At 42.8% G+C, this 23257-nt stretch carries 10 protein-coding genes; 2 read left to right on the top strand and 8 right to left on the bottom strand.

The window, feature by feature from the left end:
* Nucleotides 1-9: 9 nt before the first annotated feature.
* Entirely contained in the window at nucleotides 10-1407 is a 1398-nt protein-coding gene (sthA, locus tag WCW_RS03440; RefSeq protein ID WP_013181799.1) for a Si-specific NAD(P)(+) transhydrogenase, read from the bottom strand.
* Nucleotides 1408-1524: 117 nt separating this feature from the next.
* Between sthA and WCW_RS03435 the strand changes: the two genes are divergently transcribed.
* A complete protein-coding gene (locus tag WCW_RS03435) occupies nucleotides 1525-1959 on the top strand; it encodes a hypothetical protein (protein ID WP_013181798.1) in 435 nt (144 codons plus the stop codon).
* Here the strand turns inward: WCW_RS03435 and WCW_RS03430 are convergent.
* The 7 genes from WCW_RS03430 to WCW_RS03400 all read right to left on the bottom strand — a co-directional run bounded on the left by WCW_RS03430 (nucleotide 1956) and on the right by WCW_RS03400 (nucleotide 9121).
* Entirely contained in the window at nucleotides 1956-4154 is a 2199-nt protein-coding gene (locus WCW_RS03430; RefSeq protein ID WP_013181797.1) for a M13-type metalloendopeptidase, read from the bottom strand. The two genes, WCW_RS03435 and WCW_RS03430, sit on opposite strands and share 4 nt — an antisense overlap.
* 145 nt (nucleotides 4155-4299) lie before the next feature.
* On the bottom strand, nucleotides 4300-4572 hold the full coding sequence (gene rpmB, locus WCW_RS03425) for a 50S ribosomal protein L28 (protein ID WP_013181796.1): 273 nt from the start codon (nucleotides 4570-4572) through the stop codon (nucleotides 4300-4302).
* Between the two features lie 79 nt (nucleotides 4573-4651).
* Nucleotides 4652-6676: a methionine--tRNA ligase gene (metG, locus tag WCW_RS03420; RefSeq protein WP_013181795.1), complete on the bottom strand. Its 2025-nt coding sequence runs from the start codon at nucleotides 6674-6676 to the stop codon at nucleotides 4652-4654.
* Between the two features lie 14 nt (nucleotides 6677-6690).
* Entirely contained in the window at nucleotides 6691-7320 is a 630-nt protein-coding gene (locus WCW_RS03415) for a hypothetical protein (RefSeq protein ID WP_013181794.1), read from the bottom strand.
* Nucleotides 7321-7323: 3 nt separating this feature from the next.
* Nucleotides 7324-7653: a DNA-directed RNA polymerase subunit omega gene (locus WCW_RS09680; protein WP_013181793.1), complete on the bottom strand. Its 330-nt coding sequence runs from the start codon at nucleotides 7651-7653 to the stop codon at nucleotides 7324-7326.
* On the bottom strand, nucleotides 7654-8262 hold the full coding sequence (gene gmk, locus WCW_RS03405) for a guanylate kinase (RefSeq protein ID WP_013181792.1): 609 nt from the start codon (nucleotides 8260-8262) through the stop codon (nucleotides 7654-7656).
* Nucleotides 8252-9121 (bottom strand): YicC/YloC family endoribonuclease, encoded by an 870-nt coding sequence (locus WCW_RS03400; protein WP_041941498.1) that lies wholly within the window; start codon nucleotides 9119-9121, stop codon nucleotides 8252-8254. Before WCW_RS03400 ends, gmk begins: the two co-directional genes overlap by 11 nt.
* A 205-nt stretch (nucleotides 9122-9326) precedes the next feature.
* Here WCW_RS03400 and WCW_RS03395 point away from each other — a divergent pair, with 205 nt between their 5' ends.
* Nucleotides 9327-23240 (top strand): hypothetical protein, encoded by a 13914-nt coding sequence (locus tag WCW_RS03395; RefSeq protein WP_013181790.1) that lies wholly within the window; start codon nucleotides 9327-9329, stop codon nucleotides 23238-23240.
* Nucleotides 23241-23257 lie beyond the last annotated feature (17 nt).

Below are 23257 nucleotides of genomic sequence, written 5' to 3'. Positions count from 1 at the left end.
TCCTGTCTGTTATTTCCTGTGTTTAATTTTATTAAAACCGTTCAGGGCTGCCACGCGATACCCCTCAGCATAGGTCGGGTAATTGAAAATATGATCAATAAAATAGTCGATTTTGGCTCGAAAGCTAATTGCCATCTGTCCGATATGAATAAATTCTGTCGCACCCCTGCCAATCGCGTGCACGCCTAAAATTTCCAGGGTTTCCGCATGAAAGACAATTTTGATCAGCCCTGTCGATCCGCCGGCAATGTGGCTGCGGGCAATCTCGTAATAGTAGGCTCTTCCCACTTCATAACTAAATCCCATTTCTTTCATTTTGTCTTCCGTGTAGCCGCAACTTGATATCTCCGGAATTGAATAAATCCCAATAGGATAAAAGGCTGGGAAATGATGCGATTCAGCTCCAAAAGCATGTCTGGAAGCTAGCCTCCCCTGCTCCATACTGGTTGAAGCGAGGCTTGGCCCGCCGATAACATCTCCAACGGCATAAATATGCGATTGCTGCGTTTGAAACAGTGCATTGACAACCAAATACCCCCAATCATTTGTCTTCAAACCTGCATTTTCAATATGCAGCCCTTCTACATTCGCTGTCCTGCCCAATGCAAACAGGAGCTTATCAGCCTCCAATACAGATTCATCTTCGAATTCGACCACAGCATGGTTATTGACCCGCGCTATTTTCTTGGGGATCTTGCCTCCTAAAAATTTCAAACCGATATCGGTGAGGGCCGTTTGCAGATGAATGCCGATCTCTGAGTCAAGGAAAGGCAAAATATGGTCTTTCTTGTCGATAATTGTCACCTGTGTGCCCAAAGCCGAAAAAAAGCTCGCATACTCCGCTCCAATGACTCCTCCTCCCAAAACCAATAAACTTTTAGGCACATCCTTGATACGCAAAAGGCTGGTCGAATCAAGAATCACATCATTATCGAAAGGAATATCAATCGGTTTGCGAGGCTTAGAGCCTGTAGCGATGACAAAGTGCTCGGACCGGATCTGATAAAGCATGCGATATTCTTCATCGATGACTACCACCATATGAGGATTTTCAAAACGTGCAGTACCTTGAATTAAACGGATTCGATTTCTTCTGAACTGGCGGTAAAGCATGCTTTTTTCATCATCGATCACCTTATCCAGCCGATATTGGAGATCCGTCATAGAGATCTCATCCTTCGGCAGCCTTCCACTAAAAAAACGCCTTTCATGAAAACGTGTCAGATCGATGATCGCTTCCCGAAATGTTTTAGACGGGATCGTTCCTGCAAACAGACAGCTGCCTCCTGGATCCGGAGCTTTTTCGATCACAATGACCTGCTTGCCAAGCTTCGAGGCTTGAATAGCAGCCTTCTGCCCCGCAGGTCCGGATCCGATCACAACCATGTCTACAGTAATCTCTTCCATTAAATTCAATATACCTTTTTGCTAAAGACTTTGCAATGGAGGATGTTTCATTGTAATATTTTTTTGATATTTTTAAAAAAAAATGATAGAATAAGACATAGATAAAGAGGTTTAATAATGGGAAAAATGAACTATTCCAAAGTAGAAGAAGCCCTTACGGAAGGCTTGTATAAGATGAAGGTCAACCAGATTCTGGAAAGCTCAAAAAATAAGGATGATCCAAAAGCTCTTCATCCTGCCCAGAAATTTATCGCCGTCGTTCAAGAACTGAAGTGGATAAAGAAAACAAGTCCGGATATCTACAAAAAGATTAAAATCAGTAAAAAAGAAATCTCCTCTCTAGCCGAAATCATCAAGAAAAGAAGGGATAGTCTGAAAGAATCGGAAGTGAAGCGAATTGACGAGCTTTTGGAGATCATCAAGAAGTATAAAAAGAAAGAAATGCCTCAAATCGATGACGAAGATCTAATCGAAGAGGAAAACGACCGCCATCATTATAAGAGGCACAACGTAAGCGAAAAATGGATTCCACTTGATGTTCCTAGAAATTAAGAGCGTGTAGGCGACCACATCTTGGAGCGTTTCTCTTCAGGCCGCACCATAGGGCAATCATCATCCAATCCGAAAGCCTGCTTAAACTCAGGCATCTGAGAAAGCACGCCATTAACCCTCCAAAGAGGCGGGCTGTGCGGATCATTATTCAATTTCAATTTTTCACTCTCTTCAGTTAATTTCACCCGCCATACCTGAGCGTATCCCAAGAAAAATCTTTGTTCAGGAGTAAATCCGTTCACAGTCGGCAAAGGATGGCTTTTTAAGTACTCTTGAAAAGCACAATAAGCGATCTGAAGTCCTCCTAAATCTGCAATATTTTCTCCAAGGCAGAGCTCTCCCCTGACATTTTGCGTCGTCCCATCGGAAAAAGACAAAGAATATTCATTAAATTGCTCCACAATCTCTTTGGCATATTTGTCATACGTTTCTTTATCTTCTTCAGACCACCAATCCGCCTGATTTCCATGCAGATCAAATTTTCTCCCTTGATCATCAAAAGAGTGGATCATTTCATGGCAGAAAACCATTCCGAATGCCCCCCAATTAACCGCTGGATCGCTGGTAAAAAACGGGTACTGCAAAATGCCGCACGGAAAATTAAGCATGTTCCGATTCGGCATGTTGCACGCATTCACCACCTGAGGAGGCCAAGGCCACTCCCTGCGATCGACAGGTTTTTCCACTTTGCTCCACTCACGCTGACTTTCAAAGCTAAAAATTTCCTTAAAATGATACGCTAAAGGAGAATCCCCCGAAATTTTTTCCATCCGGCTATAATCGGTCCAATGCTCTTCATCCGGATAGGCAACCTGTATCTCCATCGCCTGCACTTTTTCTATCGCCTTAGCTTTCGTCTTCTCTCCCAGCCATCCCAACTGGTCAATCCTTTGGAAAAAAGCCTTTTTTACAAAAGAAACCATCTCCTCTACGGATCGTTTTTTCTCAGGAGAGAAAAACTTAGCAACATAAAGTTTACCAAGAGCATCCCCTAACATGGAGTTCATGGAGTCTATCATCCTTTCCTGAATCGGCTTGGGTGTTTCCACGCCATTTAACGTTTTTTGATAAAAATCAAAAGACGATTGAAAGAATTCAGCTCCTAGCGCGCTTTTGAAACTATTGATAATGGTAAATCGCAAATAGAGCTTGATGCTTTCAATTTCACGAGATAGCTTAGTTGCAAATTTTAAAAACTCCTCGTTCTTTACATTCACGACTAAAGGGGAAATTCCCATTTGCTTAAAAAAACGATCAAATGGAAAGTCAAAAGTTTTTTGAAGCTGCGATCGATCGAACAAGTGAGTGGTCATTTCTATTTTCCTCTCATTCTCCTTGCTCATGAATGTTTCAGCTAACTCTTTCTCAAATGCAAACAACTTGCCAGCCAATCCTGCAGCCGATTTTTCGTCTTCTCCCGACAACTCAAAAATTTTTTCAACATACTTAAGATAAGCTTTGCGTATGTCATCCTTTTTTTCATCGATATAGAGCTGATGATCCCCCATGCCTAAGACACCCTGGCCGATGCGGACGATATTCCTTTCGCTCTCGTATGGATGGGCGCTTACCCATAAACTAAAAAACGAGGGAATTCCATGCTTTTGCAAGAAAGCCAAGACGTCAACGACATCTTCAAAGCTTGCAATGCTGTCGACTTTTTCAAGATAATCGGCAATCGGTGAAAGCCCTGCTTCATTCTGGGCTTCCAGATTCAAATAACTCTTGTAAAAATTGAGAAGAATCTCGTCGGAATCGCATGTCGGCACAAACTGCTCCGTTAATAACTCCTGCAAACGATCTTGATTCTTTTTGGCAACCTCATAAAATGATCCCCAACCGGAATGGCCTTTGGGAATTTGGACATTAGCGATCCACTTTCCTGCCGCGTAATGAAAAAAATCATCCCCAGGCTTCACACTTAAATCCATCCCGCTCCAATCAAAAGCATTCTCATAAGAGGAAAAGAGAGCTGAAGAGATCTCTGCTGTTTTATTTGCTGTGATATCGTCGGTAAATCCATCGTGCAGCTTGAGTTTCCGATTTTGAGACCAATTTTTTTCGCATTCCGTGCTGCAAAAAAAATGGATGACCCCTGAAATTTCGCTTTCAGTGGGCGCTTCAGGCAAAATTTGTTCGCAACATTCACAATTCGATAAAGAGCCCAAAGGCTGATGATGGATATTTGCAGACATCACACCTTCCAATGCTACCAAAATAATAAAAAAATTTATGTAACATTTAAAACTAGACAATGTCAACTTCAAATAAAATGATGATTGAAGATTTAAAAATGATGGACAATGCGAGCGGAAAATCGTTCCGCCCGCTACCACTCAATTAAATTTTGTGGCCTTGCGCACGCAGTTTGCGGACAATGGGGCCCACGCCAACCTTATCAATCGTGCGTAACGCCGAAGTAGAAAGTTTAAGCGTAATGAAACGCTTTTCCTCAGGAAACCAGAGTTTTTTCTCAATGATATTCGGCTTGAATGTCCGTCTTGTCTTTCCCGTAATGTTTAGACCGATCCCTTTCTGCTTTTTGGCAATACCGCGGATGCTATATTTGTTGCCGCGTGTTGTCTTCTTGCCTGTCACTTGACACTTTGGCATGACTTCTCCATGAATTCTTGTGTTTTTGTAGCAAGATGTTAGCAAATTTCTCTATTAAGATTCAACTAAGATATTCAATTTAGGATATTCTGCTGCCTGCAGGGAGGGTGTCAACCGACAAAAGTTCCATAATCTTGCCGTCGCTTCCGCAAAGAACCATCCCTTGACTCTCAATTCCCATCAACTTCGCAGGTTTAAGGTTGGCAACAATGACCACTTTCTTTCCAATCAGCTGATCCGCTTGGTAATGGGGGCGGATTCCGGAAACAATGGTTCGATTTTCCTCTCCAAGATTCACCTGCAGTTTCAATAATTTTTTACTCTTTTGAATTTCTTCGGCAGAGACAATTTCCCCAACTCTCAGATCCAGTTGTTTGAACTGCTCGATTTCCAACAATTTCTCTGTCGGTTGATGCTTTTTAGAAAGCGCCTTCAATTTTGCCAGCTCCTCTTCAATCTGTTCGTCCTCAATTTTTTTGAAGAGAATTTGAGGCTGACCAAGTTTTTGCCCCACAGGAATTTCCATTGCGGCCGCTTTTTGCCATCCGGTATCGGACAATCTGCCCTCAAACCCTAACATCGTCCAAAGTTTGTCGGCAGTCTCCGGTAAGATAGGAGATGAGATCAATGCTAACGCCTTCAAGCACTCCAAGCAGCAAGACAAAACGGTCTCAAGCACCTCTCGTTGCTCAGGGTCTTTAGCGAGTTTCCAAGGTTGTTTGCCGTCAAAGTAGATGTTTCCCCTTTGTGCCAGTTCCATGATCACTTGACAAGCTTTTCGCAGCGAAAACGACTGATAGCACTGGAAAGCTTGATCAACCAAGACGTCAATACTGCTAAGAAACGCCTTGTCCACTTCGTCAAGATTCTTCCTGGCAGGCACTTTGCCATGAACATTTTTGTGGCTGAACACCATGATCCGGTTGGCCAAGTTGCCATATTTTCCAAGCAAATCGCCATTGCATTTATACTGAAAGTCTTTCCAGGTAAATTCTGAGTCGGATGTTTCAGGAGCATTGGCAGCAATCGCATAGCGGATTTGATCTGCCGTATACCGTTCAAAAAATTGGTCGAGATCGATGTACCACCCTTCCGATTTACTGAACTGTCTGCCTTCCAACAGATAGAATTCATTGGCGGGAAGGTGGTCGACCAATTTGTACGGCTGGTTCTGTCCCATCGTCATCGCTGGAAAGATCGCCGCGTGAAAAGGGATATTGTCTTTCCCTATGAAATTCACCAAGGTGGTGGATTCATCGCACCAATACGCTTTCCACTGTTCAGGATCTCCTTTCTTTAATGCCCACTCCATCGTTGCGGAAAGATATCCAATTGGAGCATCAAACCAGACATACAAAACCTTGCCTTCTGTATTGGATAGAGGCACGGGCACTCCCCATTCGGAGTCGCGAGTGATCGCTCGAGGACGAAGGTTTTTAATATACCCTTTGACAAAATTCACAACATTGGGCTTCCACTCCTTAGAGTTCAGCCACTCAGTCAACCGTTCTTTAAAACGATCAAGCTTCAAAAACCAATGTTTTGTGGCTTTGCGCGTCAATGGCGCGTTCGTCAGCTTGGAACGAGGGTTCTTCAGGTCGGTTGCCTCATAACTTGCACCGCACTGCGGGCATTCATCCCCTCTTGCGCAATCGAATCCGCATCCCGGACAGACGCCGACGACGTATCGATCGGCAAGAAACCGTTTATCTTGTTCAGAGTAAAGCTGGTCGGTCACTTTTTCTTCAATGTAGCCGTTCTCCAACAAATCTTTAAAATACTGATGCACCGGTTTCTCATGCCCTTCCCAGGTGGTGCGGGAATAGTGATCAAAAGAAAGGTTGAGTTTTTGAAAAAGCCCTTTGATCACTTCATGGTAAAGGTCGACATGTTCTTTTGGAGTGCGGCCGGCGATCTCGGCACTCAGCGTAATGGCTACCCCATATTCGTCCGATCCGCAAATGTACAAAGTATCGCTGCCGATTAACCGCTGAAAACGGGCATAGCAGTCTCCGGGCAAATAAGCTCCTGCGATGTGGCCGAAATGCAACGGGCCGTTTGCATAGGGCAATGCTGATGTGATCAAGACTTTTTGACGGCTCATGAATCTATCTACTCTCAATATTTACTATCAATTCCAGGGAGGTACTTTTCAATCGGCTTTTGAACAATCAAAACCTCAAGCTCAGTTTCGGGCACTTTTTTCCATCCCATTAAAATTCCGGTTTTCAAATCAACATACAAGGGACCGGGAGACATGTAGGCATAATCTTTCTCAATGTTCCTCGGAGAAGGGGTCGAAGAGGAAAACTCTGTCTGAAATCCCTCCATCGATTCATGCATGTCCACGATATGCAGCTGTTGGACTTCCGCTAAACTCCCCCAGGAAACAAAATCTCCCGGATAACGTTTGGAAATGAAACTCCAGTCAACTTTGATCGTGCCATACCAGTTCACTGCATCGGGAAAAATGCGTCCGGTTTCCCGGCAAATGGCGGCTTTTCTCAAATCAAACATCCGATTGTGATACTCATGCCTATCGTACAAAAAACGGAGCACCTTTTCCGCCGTTATCCAATGAATGTCAGAACCTCTCCTCAACGGACTTCCTGTATAAGGAGAGGGACAGGTCGGATTGCGGGAAACCCACCAATTAAAAATAGAAACGGCTATCAACCCAATCAGAACCAGGACAAGTAAAGCCCCAAAATAAACAATCTCCTGATAGGTAACAGCAACAATCAACATGATTTAAGACAGGACTTCTTGAGTTTCCTCCTCGTCTTCCAACAATTCTGAATCGTCGGCTTCCTCTTCTACTTTTTCCTTAACACGTTCTAATTCTATCTCTTTGAAATTCTTCTGTTCCTTTTTCGCTGAAACTTCAACAAACGTATCCTTCCCTTCGATAATCTCTTCCAATATCAATAATGCAGGATTCTCCGTATTCATTTTCACACGCGGTTCACGGCCTGTTTGAATCATATTTGCTGCGAGCTTGATCGCATAATTGACGAGATCGAATTGATTGTTGAAATTTTTGCTGATCTTCTCGTTTGTCAAATGATCGATGATGTCCATTTAGACTCCTTTCTTAACTTTTTTAATTTTGTATTCCTCGGCAATAACAATGCTTCTCAACACCTGATAAGCAGTTTCCAAGTCATTGTTCACTAGCCAGTAATCGTACTCATTCTTTTTTTCCACCTCTTTCTTTGCCCATGCCAGCCTTTTTGCAATCACTTCGTCGCTTTCGGTTCTTCTCTCCAAAAGCCGCCGCCGCAGCTCTTCAAAAGATGGAGGGCTAATAAAAATATAGGTTGCAGGATAGCGCGATTTAAGCTTCAAAGCTCCTTGCGTATCGATCACCAAAACGACATGAAGCCCCTTCTCCAATCTGCTTTCCACCCACTTTTTTGAAGTGCCGTAAAGGTCTCCGTAAATATCAGCATACTCTAGAAACTCTCCGGCTTGAATTTTTTCCTCAAATTTCTCGCGGGTGATGAATCGGTAATGGACGCCGTCCACCTCCTCTTCACGCTTTTCCCGCGTCGTATACGATATGCTTTCCACAACGCAAGGAAACTCATCAACGAGCATTTGGGTCAATGTCGTTTTTCCCGTTCCTGCAGGAGCGCTGACGATAAAGACAAGCCCTTTTTCACGGTTTCCAAGCAATTTACTCGACATTCTGCAGCTGCTCCCTGATCCGCTCAACCTCTGTTTTCATCTGTACAACGAGATTGGAAATTCGCAAATCCTGCGCTTTCGAACCGATTGTATTCACTTCTCTAAGCATCTCCTGAAGCAAAAATTCCAATATTTTCCCCACCGGTTCGCTACTGCTTTTCATTCTCTCGTCAAATTGCTTCAGATGAGAAGTGAGGCGGGTGATTTCCTCCTCAATATCCACTTTTTCTGCAAATAGGCACGCCTCCCGAAGCAAACGCTCTTCAAACTCTTTTCCCTCATCCATCACTTCCGATAACGTTTGCTTAAGCTTTTCCTTATTCCTCGCCTTAACTTCCGGACAAAACACTTGAATCTCTTCGAGTGCATTCCTCAAGGTCTTCAAACGGGACTCGAAGTCCTGCTGAATCGCAAATCCTTCCTTTTGCTTCATTTCAGCCGCATTTGCAAGCGCTTCGTCTAAAGCTTCATGGATCAACAGATTCCACTTCTCCTCAGACTTTCCCTCTGTTGAGAATTGGAAGACATCGGGCATTTGCAAGAGGGTTTTCAAATCGATCCCGCAAACGACATGGAGATCTTTTTCCATCAGTTCCCATGCCTCTTTAATCTGGCGAACCAAAGGAAGGTTTGGCCTGACAGTCACCGGAGTTTCTCCACAACACTCGACAAAAACTTTAACATTGACCTTCCCCCTTTTGATCAAAGAAGATATTCGATGACGCACCGGAACATCGAGCGAAGAGAACTCTTTCGGAAGAGAAATGGCCAGATCGAGAAATTTTCGGTTCACAGACTGTATTTCTACAACGACATTTCCAAAATCCGATTTTTTTTCGGCGCGTCCATAGGCCGTCATACTATTTAACATAGATCAGTTCAAGTCAAAATTATTGGCTACCATGTGTTTATAGTGTATTCTTCAAAAAATTACCAGCTAAAAATCGGTATATCGCTTTTTTATTCTTAGCCTTAATTTCTTATCAAAAATCAAATAAAAAATTTAAATTAAAAAATTATCTGTTATAATTAAAATCGAAAAGGTTATTTAATGGGAGATAGAGATGTCTTTAGGTGAATTCGAGTATAACCCTCGAAGGGAAGAACTTTTAAAGCAGACCGAAAGCGAGAAGCCGTGCAAGATCCGCTACGAAAGCGTCGAGCAGTCAGGGAAGCGGAAAAACTTAAGTTTGACGCAGAAAGAGTTCATTGCCAGCGTCATCAACAATAATGTTTCGTTATCGACTAACAAAGACCATCACATGCGTATTGAGGTTCTCGGAGAGTATGAATTTTCCGTCGTGATTGATCATGCAGACAAATTTCACATTGTCAAACGAGAAAAAGAAGAAGATTCACTTGTTGTGGTTCAAGAAAGGATCAAGACAAAATCGTTTGTCAACTCTATCAGGGATTTCTTTCAGGCAATCGCTAATCTTTTTTACCAGCCGACATATCCTTCAAAAGAGTTGAAACAGCGCACGCATAGAGAGACGGTCAAACAAGATTTCCGCGCCTTAAGGAAAAGCTTGGAAAATGGTAAACAATGGCTCAGTTCTGCAGGGAGCATTCGAAAAGGGGAAAAAAAGGAGCTCGAAAAAGAGATTGGGGGTCTGATCATCAACGCAAAAAAAATCGAGCATGCTCTGGACTCTAAAAATCAAACAAAAGCGCTGGATGAACTTTCCGAACGATTTGCACAACAAATCTTCGATCTAAATAAAGAAAGTTCGTTTACATTAGCAACAGGGTACCGCAACCAAGACGGGGCATTGCAACCTGTGATGCTTCACTTTTCGAACACAAAGGAAGGCGGTCTGATTCTCGAAATCTATGCCGACACCCATGAGGGAAAAGGGAAAATAGCCCCTTTGCATCGAAGAAAATTTCATTCAAACTCTGTGACACAACCTCACATCAAAGCTGTTCTTGATGAAGCATTCAAGCCTTTGATTTCTCCCAAAACGCATACAAAGGCTTTAAAAAAAGCGGTAAAACCCAGTAACACCTTTGGTGCGATCACAAGGAGTCAAATTGAACCCAGGCTCCAGGAAGAAATTAAAAAAGTTTCAAAAAGGAAAGAGACAGCAGAAGAAAGGTTTGAATCCCCTCAAGAGGAACGGGTAACTAGTTTGACATTCGAACGCTTTATGCGATCAGTCGACACATCCATGAAAGGCACATGGGACAGTGTAGAGATCGGCGAGCAAAAAATGAAAAGGCAGCCGGAAACCCCATCCGAACGAGTTGCCGGCTGGTTTAACCATCTTCTAGGTGAACAAAAGCTGCATAAAAATGAGAAGCTGAACCTTCTCTTTTTCCTGACAGAAGACTATGCCCAAGACCAGATGCGTCAATTGGAGCGCAAGCCGCCTCGATTCAGAAAACCAAGCCCTGAAAAGCAGCTGGCTGTCTATAAAAATGTTGCAGAGCAAATTGCGCACATGAGAGAACGGCTTGCTGTGAGCATCAACGGCGATCACATGCTTGACACACGCGGGATTCCGCAATCGCTTAAAAATACCGAAGAACTTTGCCAGAAGAAAATCGCACATCTTGAAAGTAAAATAAGAGACAGCAAAAGAGCGGGAATGTCAAAAATTTTGTCAAAAACACAAAGTTCCAAACTTTCCGGAATCACAGTTGGATCTGTAAATCTGGAGCCTCCTGTAGATCCGGCAGCAACAATGATGGACGCTTCATTGGCCGTAAATCTGGACGAAGCTGAATGGATGAAGGAGTGGCAGTCAAAGGCCAGATCTCTAGAGGAGTTGCTCTCTCCTGAAAAGATGGTTCAACAAAGAAATTGGCAAATTGTCCGTGAGTTTAACGATGTAAAAAAGCGCAGCATCCAACGTTTTGAAGATGCGCAAGATCAACTTGAAGAGCTAAAAGAAGAAGCAAAAGACTATGATGATTTAGAGCCCGAAAAAAAAGATGAGCTGATTCAAAAGATCATGAATTCTCCGGTTCCCCTTTCTGAAAAAGACAAAAAAACTCTTGAAATACCGAACAATCTGAATGCTGATTCTATTCAAGAGATCATAGAGAACCTTATTTCCAAATCAGAAAATTTACTAGAATCTCTTGAAATCAGCAGCCTCATTAAAGAGGATAAAGTCGACGAAGAAAGTTTGGACAAAATCATCCAGGCAATCTTCGGAAGCATGGACAAAGAGGCTTTGGCTTTCTTGGGAACAAGTCGACAAGCAGGGATTAATCAAGATCAACTTGCTTCAATCATTAGACAACTGATCATCTGCCCCCAAATGCTCCCAACCATCGACACGCCTAATGGCAAGAGCATTCTATTACAAGAATACCTCGAAGTGATCTACCGAATCCTCGATCCCCAACTTGCAAGCGGCTCTCCTTATGCTTCAATCACAGATGACCTTAGGGCTCTGATCAATATTCGCCACCTTCTTCCTAGAAAGAAAATGGGAGAGAATTACCAAAAATTATGGGAAGAACAACTCGAGTTAAAAAAGAAAAAAAGCGAAGAAAAAGTCGAACACAAAACTGCGGACCTTATAAAAGCGACAAAAGAGAATGTCGATACATTTTCTAAGAAGCTGGAAGAACTGAATCAAAGCGAGGAGAGAAATCCTCAAGAGATTGCCAAGACAGAAAAAGCACTGCGTGAATACGAAATGATGTTAAAGATACTAGAGCCCTTGAGCGAAGAAAAAGGAATTTTTAAGAAATTTGAAAAACTTAAAACGCAGATCGAAAGCATAAAGGAAGAAGTAAAAGATACAGATCAAGAGGAAATTTTCAAAGAAATTTTAACAAATTTGAAAAATAGCGAAGGACTCTACACATTTCTCGAAATTGAAAAACAATTCCTGAAAATGATTGATTCACATCCTGCAATTCCTGAAACCCTAACCCCTTCCAATCTTGAAGAGATCGATGAATCTCCTGCTCCTGATCTTGAAAAATTAGAACCTATTCTTGAAGCATTCGGAGAAACAGTCAATGCAATGGCAGCTCATTTGCAACAGTTAAGCAAAGATATCTCCAGAGAGCCTGATCCATTTAAAAAGCAGGCGATGTATGAGGAAATCAAAACACGTTCTCTAGAGCTCCTTGCCATGCTGCCTCCTCCAGGAACAGACGGAGCGCATGGCACGCCCTCTATTTGGAGATCCTTAACAGCAGAGCAAAGAGTCGAGATGAGGCGTAATGTGCAGCAATTGGAGCATCACATTTGGGAAGCGCAAATGCGCCTGTCTAAAACCGACCTATCCGGAAAAGAAAAATTTCTAATGATTAAAGGGCAAGCCATCGGCATGGCATTGATTCGCGAGGATGTTAAAGAAGAGCAGAAAAAAATCGAAAAATTCTTAACAGACCTCTACACAAAAACCCCCGAAGAGTTCAAAACATTCGCCAATATGGAAGGAATAGACGTATTGGAAAGCGAGGGGCGCGTCATCATCAACCTAGAGAAGTTGGACCCAAAAACAATTAAAGATCTTGCAAGATTTATAGCAGAAACGCGCGAGCAATTTTCCTGGGTTGAAGATCTGAACAACGCCAAAATTCAAGATCGAGACAAGGATTCGATGATAGATCTTCTTAAGCAGTGCCTAATTAAAAACAATCAAGATTCCTTCAAGCAAAACGGAATTAACTGGAATGCCGATAAGAAAGAGTTAATCATCAGTTGGAATGAGAAGGAGCTGGATTGGGGATTCATGAAAAAGGTCCTTGAAAACAATACAATTTTAATGGGAGATCTAAAGATCAATCCCCTGCTATTACTCTTAGATGCCCGAACCCTGGATACACATGGATTAAACTGTGTCCTGACTCAAGATTTAACGACATGCCTATCCCTTGATCCCAAATTAGAACGGGAAGTACAGGCAGTCTACCATTTTGTGGTTACCGACCAAAACAGGGGAAAATCGGATCGCATCTATCGTCAGAACAACAAAGCAACCAGGTCTCCTTTGCTGAGACAAAGCGCAACCGTTGTCGTCAACCCTCTATTAAGAGAGTTAAGCCTATTAAACATTCTCTCAAACGGAAACAAACGTCAAGTCGAATCCAAGATTAAGGAACTACAGAAAACGCACAACATTGATGTCTCCAAATTAAAAGCGATTAAATGGGACGAAAAGAACAAAAATGAGCTGTTAATCGATTGGGATAACCCGGAACTTGAAAAAGATCTTGCTGCATTTGCAGAACACGATAGTCAAATAAAGATGGCCTTAGACTTTTATACTGCTGTCAACCAAGCAGCAAAAAACGAACTCTACTTCAACACGGCATCCGATCCTGATTTCACATTATATGCCGAAGAATCAGAGGAACCTAGCGGACGCTCATTCTTTCAGAAACGTCCGAACCTATTAATTGGCAAGCAGTCTCCCATTGATCTTCACATTCACCCATCTCAGCAAGGGCTCTACACAATCAAGGATGAATCGGGCAAAGTTGCAGCCGAAGTGCACATCTATGGCAAACAGGGGGAATCTGACAGGCGCTCTTTTGGAGCAATTGAAGAAGAAATCAACGAAGATCAGCTGCATTTAGCCATGAAACCCAAAAAGCCTTTCCTTCCAACAACAAATCAGCCAGATCCATTCGGAGATCCAGATGGATTTGGCTCCAACGAAGATGTCCGGGAAATACGCGTATTAAAAAGTTATGATGCCTGGAGTGAATATGTCAAAGAGATTGCAGGAGGACAGGTTCTAAGTATTCCAACGCAAGTCTTGGGAAAACTCTTTCAAATACGTCAAGCTCCAAATGACAGCAGACAAGGAATCGTTGTCGCATCCTATTCTTCAGATACAGCGCTTCTTGCTCTTGATTTTTTGACTGACATCAGCAACCAACCCCATATCCAACACGACTTTGTTCAGAATTTTCTTTTAGAGTCTTTATTTGGGCCAATGGTCCTTCAACAGTCATTAATAGACCATCCCGAAGCCTTTATCAGTCATATAAAAAGCCTTGAACAAGCCATTTTGCAAGCGCAAACAAGCCGTAACCATGAAATGCTCGGTTTCTACACCCTTATTCTCAATCGATTGGAAGGGCATATCAACGAAGCGAGAAACCAGTTGCAGAATCAAGGTGTAATGGCGGGATCGCTATCCAAACTTCCCGTTTTTAGAGATAAACATGGATTAGGAGCGATCTACAGACACGTTCAGCAAGCAACCGAACTAACTCATGTCATCAATCGGGAAGATCTCGACACGGAGGCGATCATACAGCCGTTAACAGCTAAATTATACTTTCTTGAACTTTGCCATATGGAAATCTCTTCGATCGAAAGAGATTCTGCCATTACCGTTAAAAATATTCTGCTATCTGGAGAGAAAGGACAACGTCCGATCGATAAGATCACCAATCCTGAAGCTAAGAGGCGAGCTTACACTCATCTTTTGCAATACTATTACTCAATGGGTATTGGTTCGCTTGACGATGACGATTATCTGGAGATTCTCAAAGGATATGAACTTTTGCAATCACCTTCTACAGAAGCAGCTTCCAGCCTGATCTCCCTAGAGCAGGAGGCTGCTTCCTGGATAAGGCAAGACGTTCTGCCAGCCATCCAGTCGATGGAAGAAGACAAGCGCGACGGATTGCTCAAACAGATTGTCAACGCCAAATTGAAAGCTGAAAAAAAAGATCCTTTGAGTGATGAAGCCCGCTTTAAAGCGACCGAAGGCAAGATCAATCAGTTCGAGCTATCAACAGGTGTGCAAGAGATCACAATTCACTTATCAACGATGGAAATCGGAGGGATCGAGCTAACGAAAGAAACCCTCGGCTCTGCTGCGATCCCTGAAAAGATTCTCAAAAGAAAAGATGTACAGCAGGCTCTCGGGACATCCATCATCAAAGGAAAAATCACCAAAACCGAAAGAGGCAAGACATCCACCTACACATGGGAACATCAAGGACAGGAATTTACATTAAGAACCGACGGTTTTAAAGTCGACATCAAAAGAAAAATCAGTTCTCATTCAACACTTCCTTCAGACGAATACACATTTTACCCCGTGCAGCTTGAGAATATCGAGACTCATGCTGAACACCTCCTCAATGCAAACGGCATTTGGAAAATAGATAAACAGCCCAAAATTGGCTATGTCTTTGGATCGGGAATGGAACTTCCCACAACAGAAACGATCTATCAAGCAACAATGAATGACACAAACAACATTTCCTTTCTGTCCACATTGGGGGGAGCGCGCGTCGGCTCTGCTACCCGCTTAAACGGTCCTTCTCCACTTTTATTTGCAGATACAAAACACACTTTAATTTTAGTCGATCCGCAAACCGGCCGCCCTAATGAACTTCGAATCCCCGGGCTTAATGTTGCGATGCGTAAAACAGAAAACAGGTGGCAGCTCTCTCAAAGCGGCAAACCTCTCGGCATGCTCAAAGTGCCAGGCAGAGACGAGGAAAAGTTTTTACGCACTGCATTCGGTGAACACTGGGATCAATTTGTCGTCCCTGTTGAAAGGGAAGTAGACAAAATTTTCATGAAAAAAGGAGAAAAAATTACAACTAAAAGGACAGAAACCGTTTATTTGATGATCCCGTACCGGCAACAAGTCGACAGAAAGGGGCAACTCTCTGTCGATCAATCAATGCTGGACACAATTCCCGGCATGCATGAACTCAGGATGACAGAAGAAGGAAAAGTGCAGGGAACAATGGCCGCTAATGTCTATCTTGCACATCGATTTCTTTTACAAGCCGGAAAGACCAGTAATCCGACAATTGCTCGAAACTTAATGATGAAAGCGCAAGAACATTTGGAAAGAGTACAAGGACAGCCTGCCCCAAGCAATCCTCAAGAAGTGGAAAATCTCCGTTTTGTCCTTGCAGAGATTGCTGCCACTCCTGCCGTTTCTTTAAGCCCCCCTCCGACTCTTGAAGCTCTCTCAATGGCGCTGAAGCTGGAATTGTTTGTCCAACATATCCGTTCTCAAGCGGTCAAACAAAAAATCAAAACGCTTCAGTCCGGAAGCGAACAAGAGCTGAATGAACTCTTTAAAATCGCTCAGATGTACCAGGCATATACTGTCTTAGAGGAGACGGCAGCAAAAAAAGGGAAACTTCACAGAGATATGTTCGCCCTTACAGACAAAGAAGATGCTGCTTTAATTGGTATCAACAAAAGAATGCTGCAAGGACTATCTTCAGCAATGGAAAACCAAGAACTCTATTTTGGAACAACGGGACGTTTAGCAACCACTGTCTCATTAGATAGGCCAAAGACAATCGATCCGCAATTTCTCCTTGCTTTGCTGAGAATGGCAAAACCGCGAAACCCTGAAATCACTCTTAAAGGAGTGAATGCCCCGCTGCCAGCTGCCAACCTGATAGAAAATTTCTGGAGTTATTTAACTTCTATCAAAACAAATCGACTGACAACTGAAGATCTGATGTTTCTCTTTGAAGAATCCATCCTGCCTCCGACCGATTCCCCGGAACAGGAACAGCAGCTTCGCGAGCTTGATCTGCAAGCCAGGCAATTTCTTTTAACCATGGCAGATCTAATAGAGCAAGCCGGAGGAAGCACGGACATCATGGGTGATGCGGAAAAATTTCTGGAAGAAAGTAAAGCGCACATCCTTACAACAGAACAAAAAGACTTGGGAAGTTTACTCTCTAATTACAAAGGGATGACTGGGATTAAAACAAATTTCGACTCGGGATTAAAAGGGATTGAGGAATTGAAAATTGACCCTGTTCCAGATACAGACCCGCCTATTCCGGATCTCGATAAGCTTATATATGATCTTAATAACAAGGTAAAAACGCCTCTTGGAAACTTTAAGGATCAACTAGAAGATGCCTTAAATATTGCAAACAAACAAATCAGCGAAATAAGGGCAAGAGATGAAAAGCTTCAAGAAGAAATCTTCACGGCAAAAAAATCCCTGGAAAAAGCCATTGACGATCACAAAGAAGGGGTTGATGAACTAGGAGAGGAAGAATACGAAGAGAAAATACACAAATTGCAAGAAGCGGTAAAAAACGCAATAAAGGAGCATTTGAATTATACAGAGGAAGAAATTTTAGACCCTTTAACGGGAGAAAAACTTCCAAGAAGCGCATTTGTTTCTAACGAGTATGCTGAGTCTGTCTTCTTAGAAGACCTTAAAAAAGTAGCTGAGCAAACCCGGTCATCAATTGAAAAATTGGATGATGCCATTCAAGAGATCGGAGAAAAAGCCGGCCTGCTTAAAAGCTGGAATGAACTCGAGGAATGCATGCGCGATATTGAAACAGTGCCATTTAAACGCAACGACTGGTTCGATATGCCTGAAGCTGGGGCAGCAAAAGCTTTTATCGAATATCAATTACAGCAAACAGGAGAAGAGCCTTCATTGTTTAGCGCAGGGATTTCTCTCATTAGGCAGCTAGGGCCTGTGACAGCCATCCGACTTGCTCGTTCAACGTCCGAATATGAAACATTGAGCACTCGTTTAAAAGAAACTGACAAGGAGCTAAGAACGGATAATCTTTCTTCCGAAAGAAAAAAAGAATTGCAAGGCAAGCGGGCAAAAATTATGCAAAAGCTCTTGAGCAATCCTCAAGGCAATCTGGAAGCTGCAGGAATGGCGCTGGGTTCTTTGGTTACTGCCGGGGCTATTCTGGACTTCAAACCGATCGAGTATAAACCTGAGACCATCAAAAAAGTCGGAGAACAAACAGTCTCTGAGGAGATCCTTAATGATCCTTTTTTCAAAAAATGTTTCACTGATCAAGAGAGAGAACAGATCGCAAGCAATCTTTCCAGAATGGGCGGATATGAAAAAAGAACCTATGTGAAGCAGCTGCAAGCAGCTCTTAATATGCAAGCATCCCTTTTAAATGCCAGTCTAGGCTTGCAAAGCCGCATCGAATCGATCAATAAGTCTCTAGGAAAGGTTCTGAAAGGTACTCACGAAGGCAAATCTGACCCAACTCCGCACTCTTTCAAAGGAATCACGGGAACAAGCCTGGAACAAAGATATGCAGATCACTACACAAGTAAAACGGGTTTTGTCGCTAAGGAAAAGCTTGCTGCACTCTTTAAGAAACTTGAAGAAACAACAAAAAGAAATGAGGACACATTAGATTTTTTGAAAAATCGTGCAGAAAACCTTGCTGACCCCCTCTTTAGTATAAGCTTGGAAGAAGTAAACGACACAATTAATGAAATCCGTAAGAGAATTCAACCGCAACCGATTCCGATAGAAATCGAACCTTATATTGATGCTTTGGCTTTGATCGGAAAAGCTGCAGTTTACAAAATAGACGGCGCAAAAAATTTCGCAGATCAGATAAGAAAAATCTCTACAGGAGAAGAGCTCCTTCTTGCCATCCAAACAGCACACGATCAGCTAGCTCCCCTTGTTGCAAAACACGAGCACGAAGCTCTTATTTCTGAAATTATCGATCAAACGATGCCGAAAGACTCCCATTATGCGGACGAATACAGCAAGGGACTTGAAAGAATTGAAAAAAACAACCCGCTGGCCTACTCAACAGTGATCGGAGAAGATCAAGTCGAAGATGTAGAGGAGCTGATCGCTACAGATGTTGCCCAATTGCAAGAGCAAGTCAAACAACAGCAAGACGAAATAATTAGGCGTTTAGAAGCAGTTTCTTTGGGGAATCTTCCAAAATCCCTGCAGAAAATACGGATGCGAAGGGGATCGTCCCAAGAACTTCTTGAGGCAGCCTACAAAGAGTACCGCAAAGGATCTTTTCAAGAATCTAAGCCAACAATTCCTGATGGCGCCTTCAAAGAGTTGGACCTTGATACACTGATTGGCAAAACACTATTCGACGATACACGTCGGCAAGTGTTGCAAGGATCCAGATTTAACGCTTTCACATCCATTCAGAACCTATACGTCTTACGCGAAGAGAAAAAGGAGCTGATGCGTCTGAGAGCGATTGCTTCCCAATACACAAAAGAAAAATTAGAGAATAAAATAAAAAAATTTGTCGAGTTAGCAAAAGAATCCACATCAAAACAAGAAAACGAAGAGCTTCGTAAAGAGATCGAGGGATTGAGAAATGCACTTCTTCATTATGATGATTTTAACACTCTGTTAGCCCGCATTGAATCAAAATGGCAAAAGGAATCGGATAAAATTCGGGATTTCACAGGCCGCTGCCAAAGCCAGCCGCATCTGCAAAAAGATTTAGGGTCATTAGCCCCATACACGCGCCACATTAACTACCTGCAACAACGCTTAGGACTTGTGTTAAGAGAAGACCAGGTCCAAACATTACAAGAAATTATTGATAATCCGGCTCTTTTAAAACAACTGCGCATGGGACTAGGTAAAACCAGCGTGATCCTCCCTTTCGCTCTGATGATCTTAAGCGCCAAAGGATACAATGCTATCGGAATGGTGCCAAAAGCTCTTTTCGATACAAACTTTGACGAAATGGACGAGACAACTCGCGCTGTTTTTGAAATGGCCGGTAGTCGATTTCTGTTTTCGAGACAGGACGCAAACTTTCCTTTGGACAAGCTAAGTTTAAACGAATTATCGACAAAATGTGCAGAGTTCTTCGACGCCTTGAATAGAGAAGAATATATCTTAACAACCATCGAATCTAAAGCTTCTTTGGATAATAAAATCATTGAAGTGGAACGCTCACAAGCATTCATTCAATCAAGGATCAACGACATTAAAGAAAACGAAGATATATCCGAAGAAGACAAACAGAAGAGAATCGAAGCTTTCTATCCTTCACTTTACAATCACCAGATGGCATTAGACATGCTTTATCGAGTCAAAGCTGTCTTTGAGGCTAAACATACCCGCTTAATCATCGACGAAGTGGACTCCGTTGCCAAATCAAACAAAACCGTCAATTCAGAAATCGGCAGAAAAGACCCGATTGCTCCTGCTATTCAAAATGTCGCCTCTGAGATTTTCGACATTATCCGGGAAAATCCCGAACTTGAAGGTCTCTTAGAGCAAATTCAAAGCAATAACCAATTTACGCTTAACGAGAGCCAAGTTAACGATTTCATCAAAAAAATCGGCGAAGTCCTTATCCAAAATATCGATCTTCAGGGACATAAAAAAGACGAAGTACTGAACTGGCTGACGGGAGAAACAGCCTGTCCTTTTGATGCCAAAGAGCTTAAAAATCTAGGAGCTGCTGCGGACAAATTAAAAATTCAGCGCAAAGCCTTGAATAGTGCACTGCGCTCCTCTTTAGCTCTTAAAGCCGGTCTTAGCGGAGACTTTGACCCCACACATGGAGCGATCGGCGTACCAGCATCCCAGGGGGTAACATCTAAAACGACGAAATATAGCGACCCTCTCATGCAAGTGGTCCTCACGCAAATGATCGCTCTTTACAAACCTCAAGGAGAAGCGTACTTGAACGCAGTCGCAAAGGAAGTGATTGCTGACATGAAATCGGATTTAAAAATCGTTGAAGGTCAGTTAAAGGAAGCTTCTTCAGACTCTTTAAAACAAAAACGGGATGAGCTAAAAGAAGGGATCAAAAAACTTTCAAAGCTTGCGATCCCCGAAATCTTAAGAAACGAACTTAAGCAAGAGCTTGCTGCAAAAGAAGGAAGTGTCGGCAGCGATTTAGAGAAAGAGATCGAAAACCTAGAGGAATATATCGATACCCTCTCTCCGGACAGTCCTCCTTCATACCAAAATGCAATTAAAGGCTCCGATCCACTCAACACCTTCCTGCGTCTGCGATTCGCAAGAGCTGCGGCAAAACGGGGCATGATCTATGTCAGCAACAACGAAGTCTCGCGTCCAAATCAACACGCTCTACGCGGATGTCATGTGATCGGATTAACGGGAACGGCAACAGAAAACACCAGTCACGTCATTACGGGGACAGGGCATCAAGAGGCAATGAAAGGCATTACGGAAACTGGACGAGACAGCACAGCAGAAGTTGTTTACCGTTTCGTCAAAGCATTGAAAAAAGGATCGGAAACTCCTGCAGAGATTTTGAAAAGACCTGTTGAAACCTATTCCCTCGATACCAAAAAAGCTTTAGAACAGTTTATCAACATCGCCCAAAAGGAAAGCGGATACCGCTTTCTCATCAACCAAGCAGGAGCTTGTGATGAGCTCACTTTACGTGAGATTACTCAGCAACTGCACGTGCGATGCGAAAGGCCTATTGTCTACCTGGATATGGACGAAGAGGGAAGAACAGAAAAAGTTGCCTTGATCAATGGCGTAAGGCGTCCTTTAAAAGATCTCAGCCGGGAAGAAAAACAGCAAGTAGAGGAAGAGGGATTTACTTACTACCATACCCCTCATGTGCGGGGAACACACTTCGACCTCCCGGGATCAAAAGGCGCCATCATGCTATCGCCGACAGTTAATGCTAATGACCGCGATCAAGCCTTTTACCGCGCAAGAGGATTGGGAGAAGAGCATACTGTAGTCCCCTTCATTTCAGAAAAGCAGAGTGCAGAATTTAAAGAAGAGAATGGCGAGGAAATGAAACTGAGAGACCTATTAAAAATCCAGCACGAGCAGACAAGGGAAGAAGAGAGCCAGGAAGATCTTGCCGCCTATGTCCTGCACATCAAAGGGCAAGTGATCCTTGCTGCTGACAGGGCGAAAGAACGGATCCAGCTTAAAGACGGATCTATCAAATCTTTTAGCGACTGGACAGAGGCCGATCAAGAAAAAATTACTGCGAGAGCCAAAGTTAATGAAATTGTTGAGAGGCTTTTTATCAGAGAGACAGGAAACAGCGCCTATTTGAGTTCCCTGAACAGCGAAACCCGCCAAGGTGGAACAATGCCGACAAACGAGTACCTTACTACTGTTGTCATCGAACAGGAGCTCGCTCGAATTGATCGATTTCTTAAAGAAATCGATGAGATCAAAACAGAAAATGATCGGGAACTCAAAACAGCTTTGGATATTGTTACTCAAGAGTTGAGTCAAGCTAAAAAGAAACTGGAAGAAGAACAAAAAAACATAGAAGAAAATTGGGAGGAAACTCTTTCTCGCAAGTTGCCAACCGAGACTTCATCGGCTCCTGCAACCCAGGAGACTTCCGAGACAGAAGCTGAAGCGGAAGCAGAAGCAGTTGCAGAAACCACCTCTGAATCGACATCCGATACAGAGAGGAAAAAACGGACCGTGCAAACGCGAAATATTCTTACTGTCCCTGATCATGACTTATTAAATTCATTGCAGCAATCCCCTAAAAAATTCATGACTTATCAATACCTGCCCGATTTTAGAAATACTCACGAAGGATGGAAAAGCGGTATAAGAATCACCGAAAATTTAAAGCATGCAATCGAAATAGCAGGCGGTCAAGGCAAAGGAATAGAGATAAAAGCACTAATCATTGACGAACCAAAAGAAGGGGAGCAGGCGATTATTTTATCCAATGCTGCCGATATTGATAATCTCATAGGCCATATGAGCATTCTACTTAACAGCTCGAGCAGGGAAACCTCAGGATTCAGCGTAAAACCCTGGTTTAATGAAGAGGGGGAAATGGAGCTGCAATATTGCGATACATCCTTAACAGGATACAGCTTAAGAGATGAATTCGATGAAAAAAAAGAGCTGAAAGGAGAGATTTATCTATCGTTCATTCATCTTGGCTTTTCTCCTATTTCCGAGAAAGGGTGGGAAGATATTGGAGCGTATTGGACCTCTTTAGATAAAGACGCCCAAGATGAGGTGAAAAACTCGCTTGAAAAAACGCTCACCTCCAGCAACCCTTCCCTCCTTGATTCGGCAGCTAAACACATGTGGAATAAGCCCAAATCAGAAGCGATTTCTCTCGGAGGCAGCAAAGCTTCAGTCGACAAAATATCAGACATTGATGAAGCTAAAAAACAAATCAAGGAAGCTGTCGAAGATCCTTATGCGAAGACAAAATATAATGCCGCACAAAAATGGATAGATAGAAATGCAGACGATTTAATTAAAGAAGAATTAGAAAAATGGGCAGGTGAGGAATATTGACTTTTATTGATTTTTTA

This window comes from Waddlia chondrophila WSU 86-1044, assembly GCF_000092785.1.
Lineage (GTDB): Bacteria > Chlamydiota > Chlamydiia > Chlamydiales > Waddliaceae > Waddlia > Waddlia chondrophila.
Note: the sequence above shows the minus strand (reverse complement) of the source record. Positions and strands in the feature narration are given on the sequence as shown.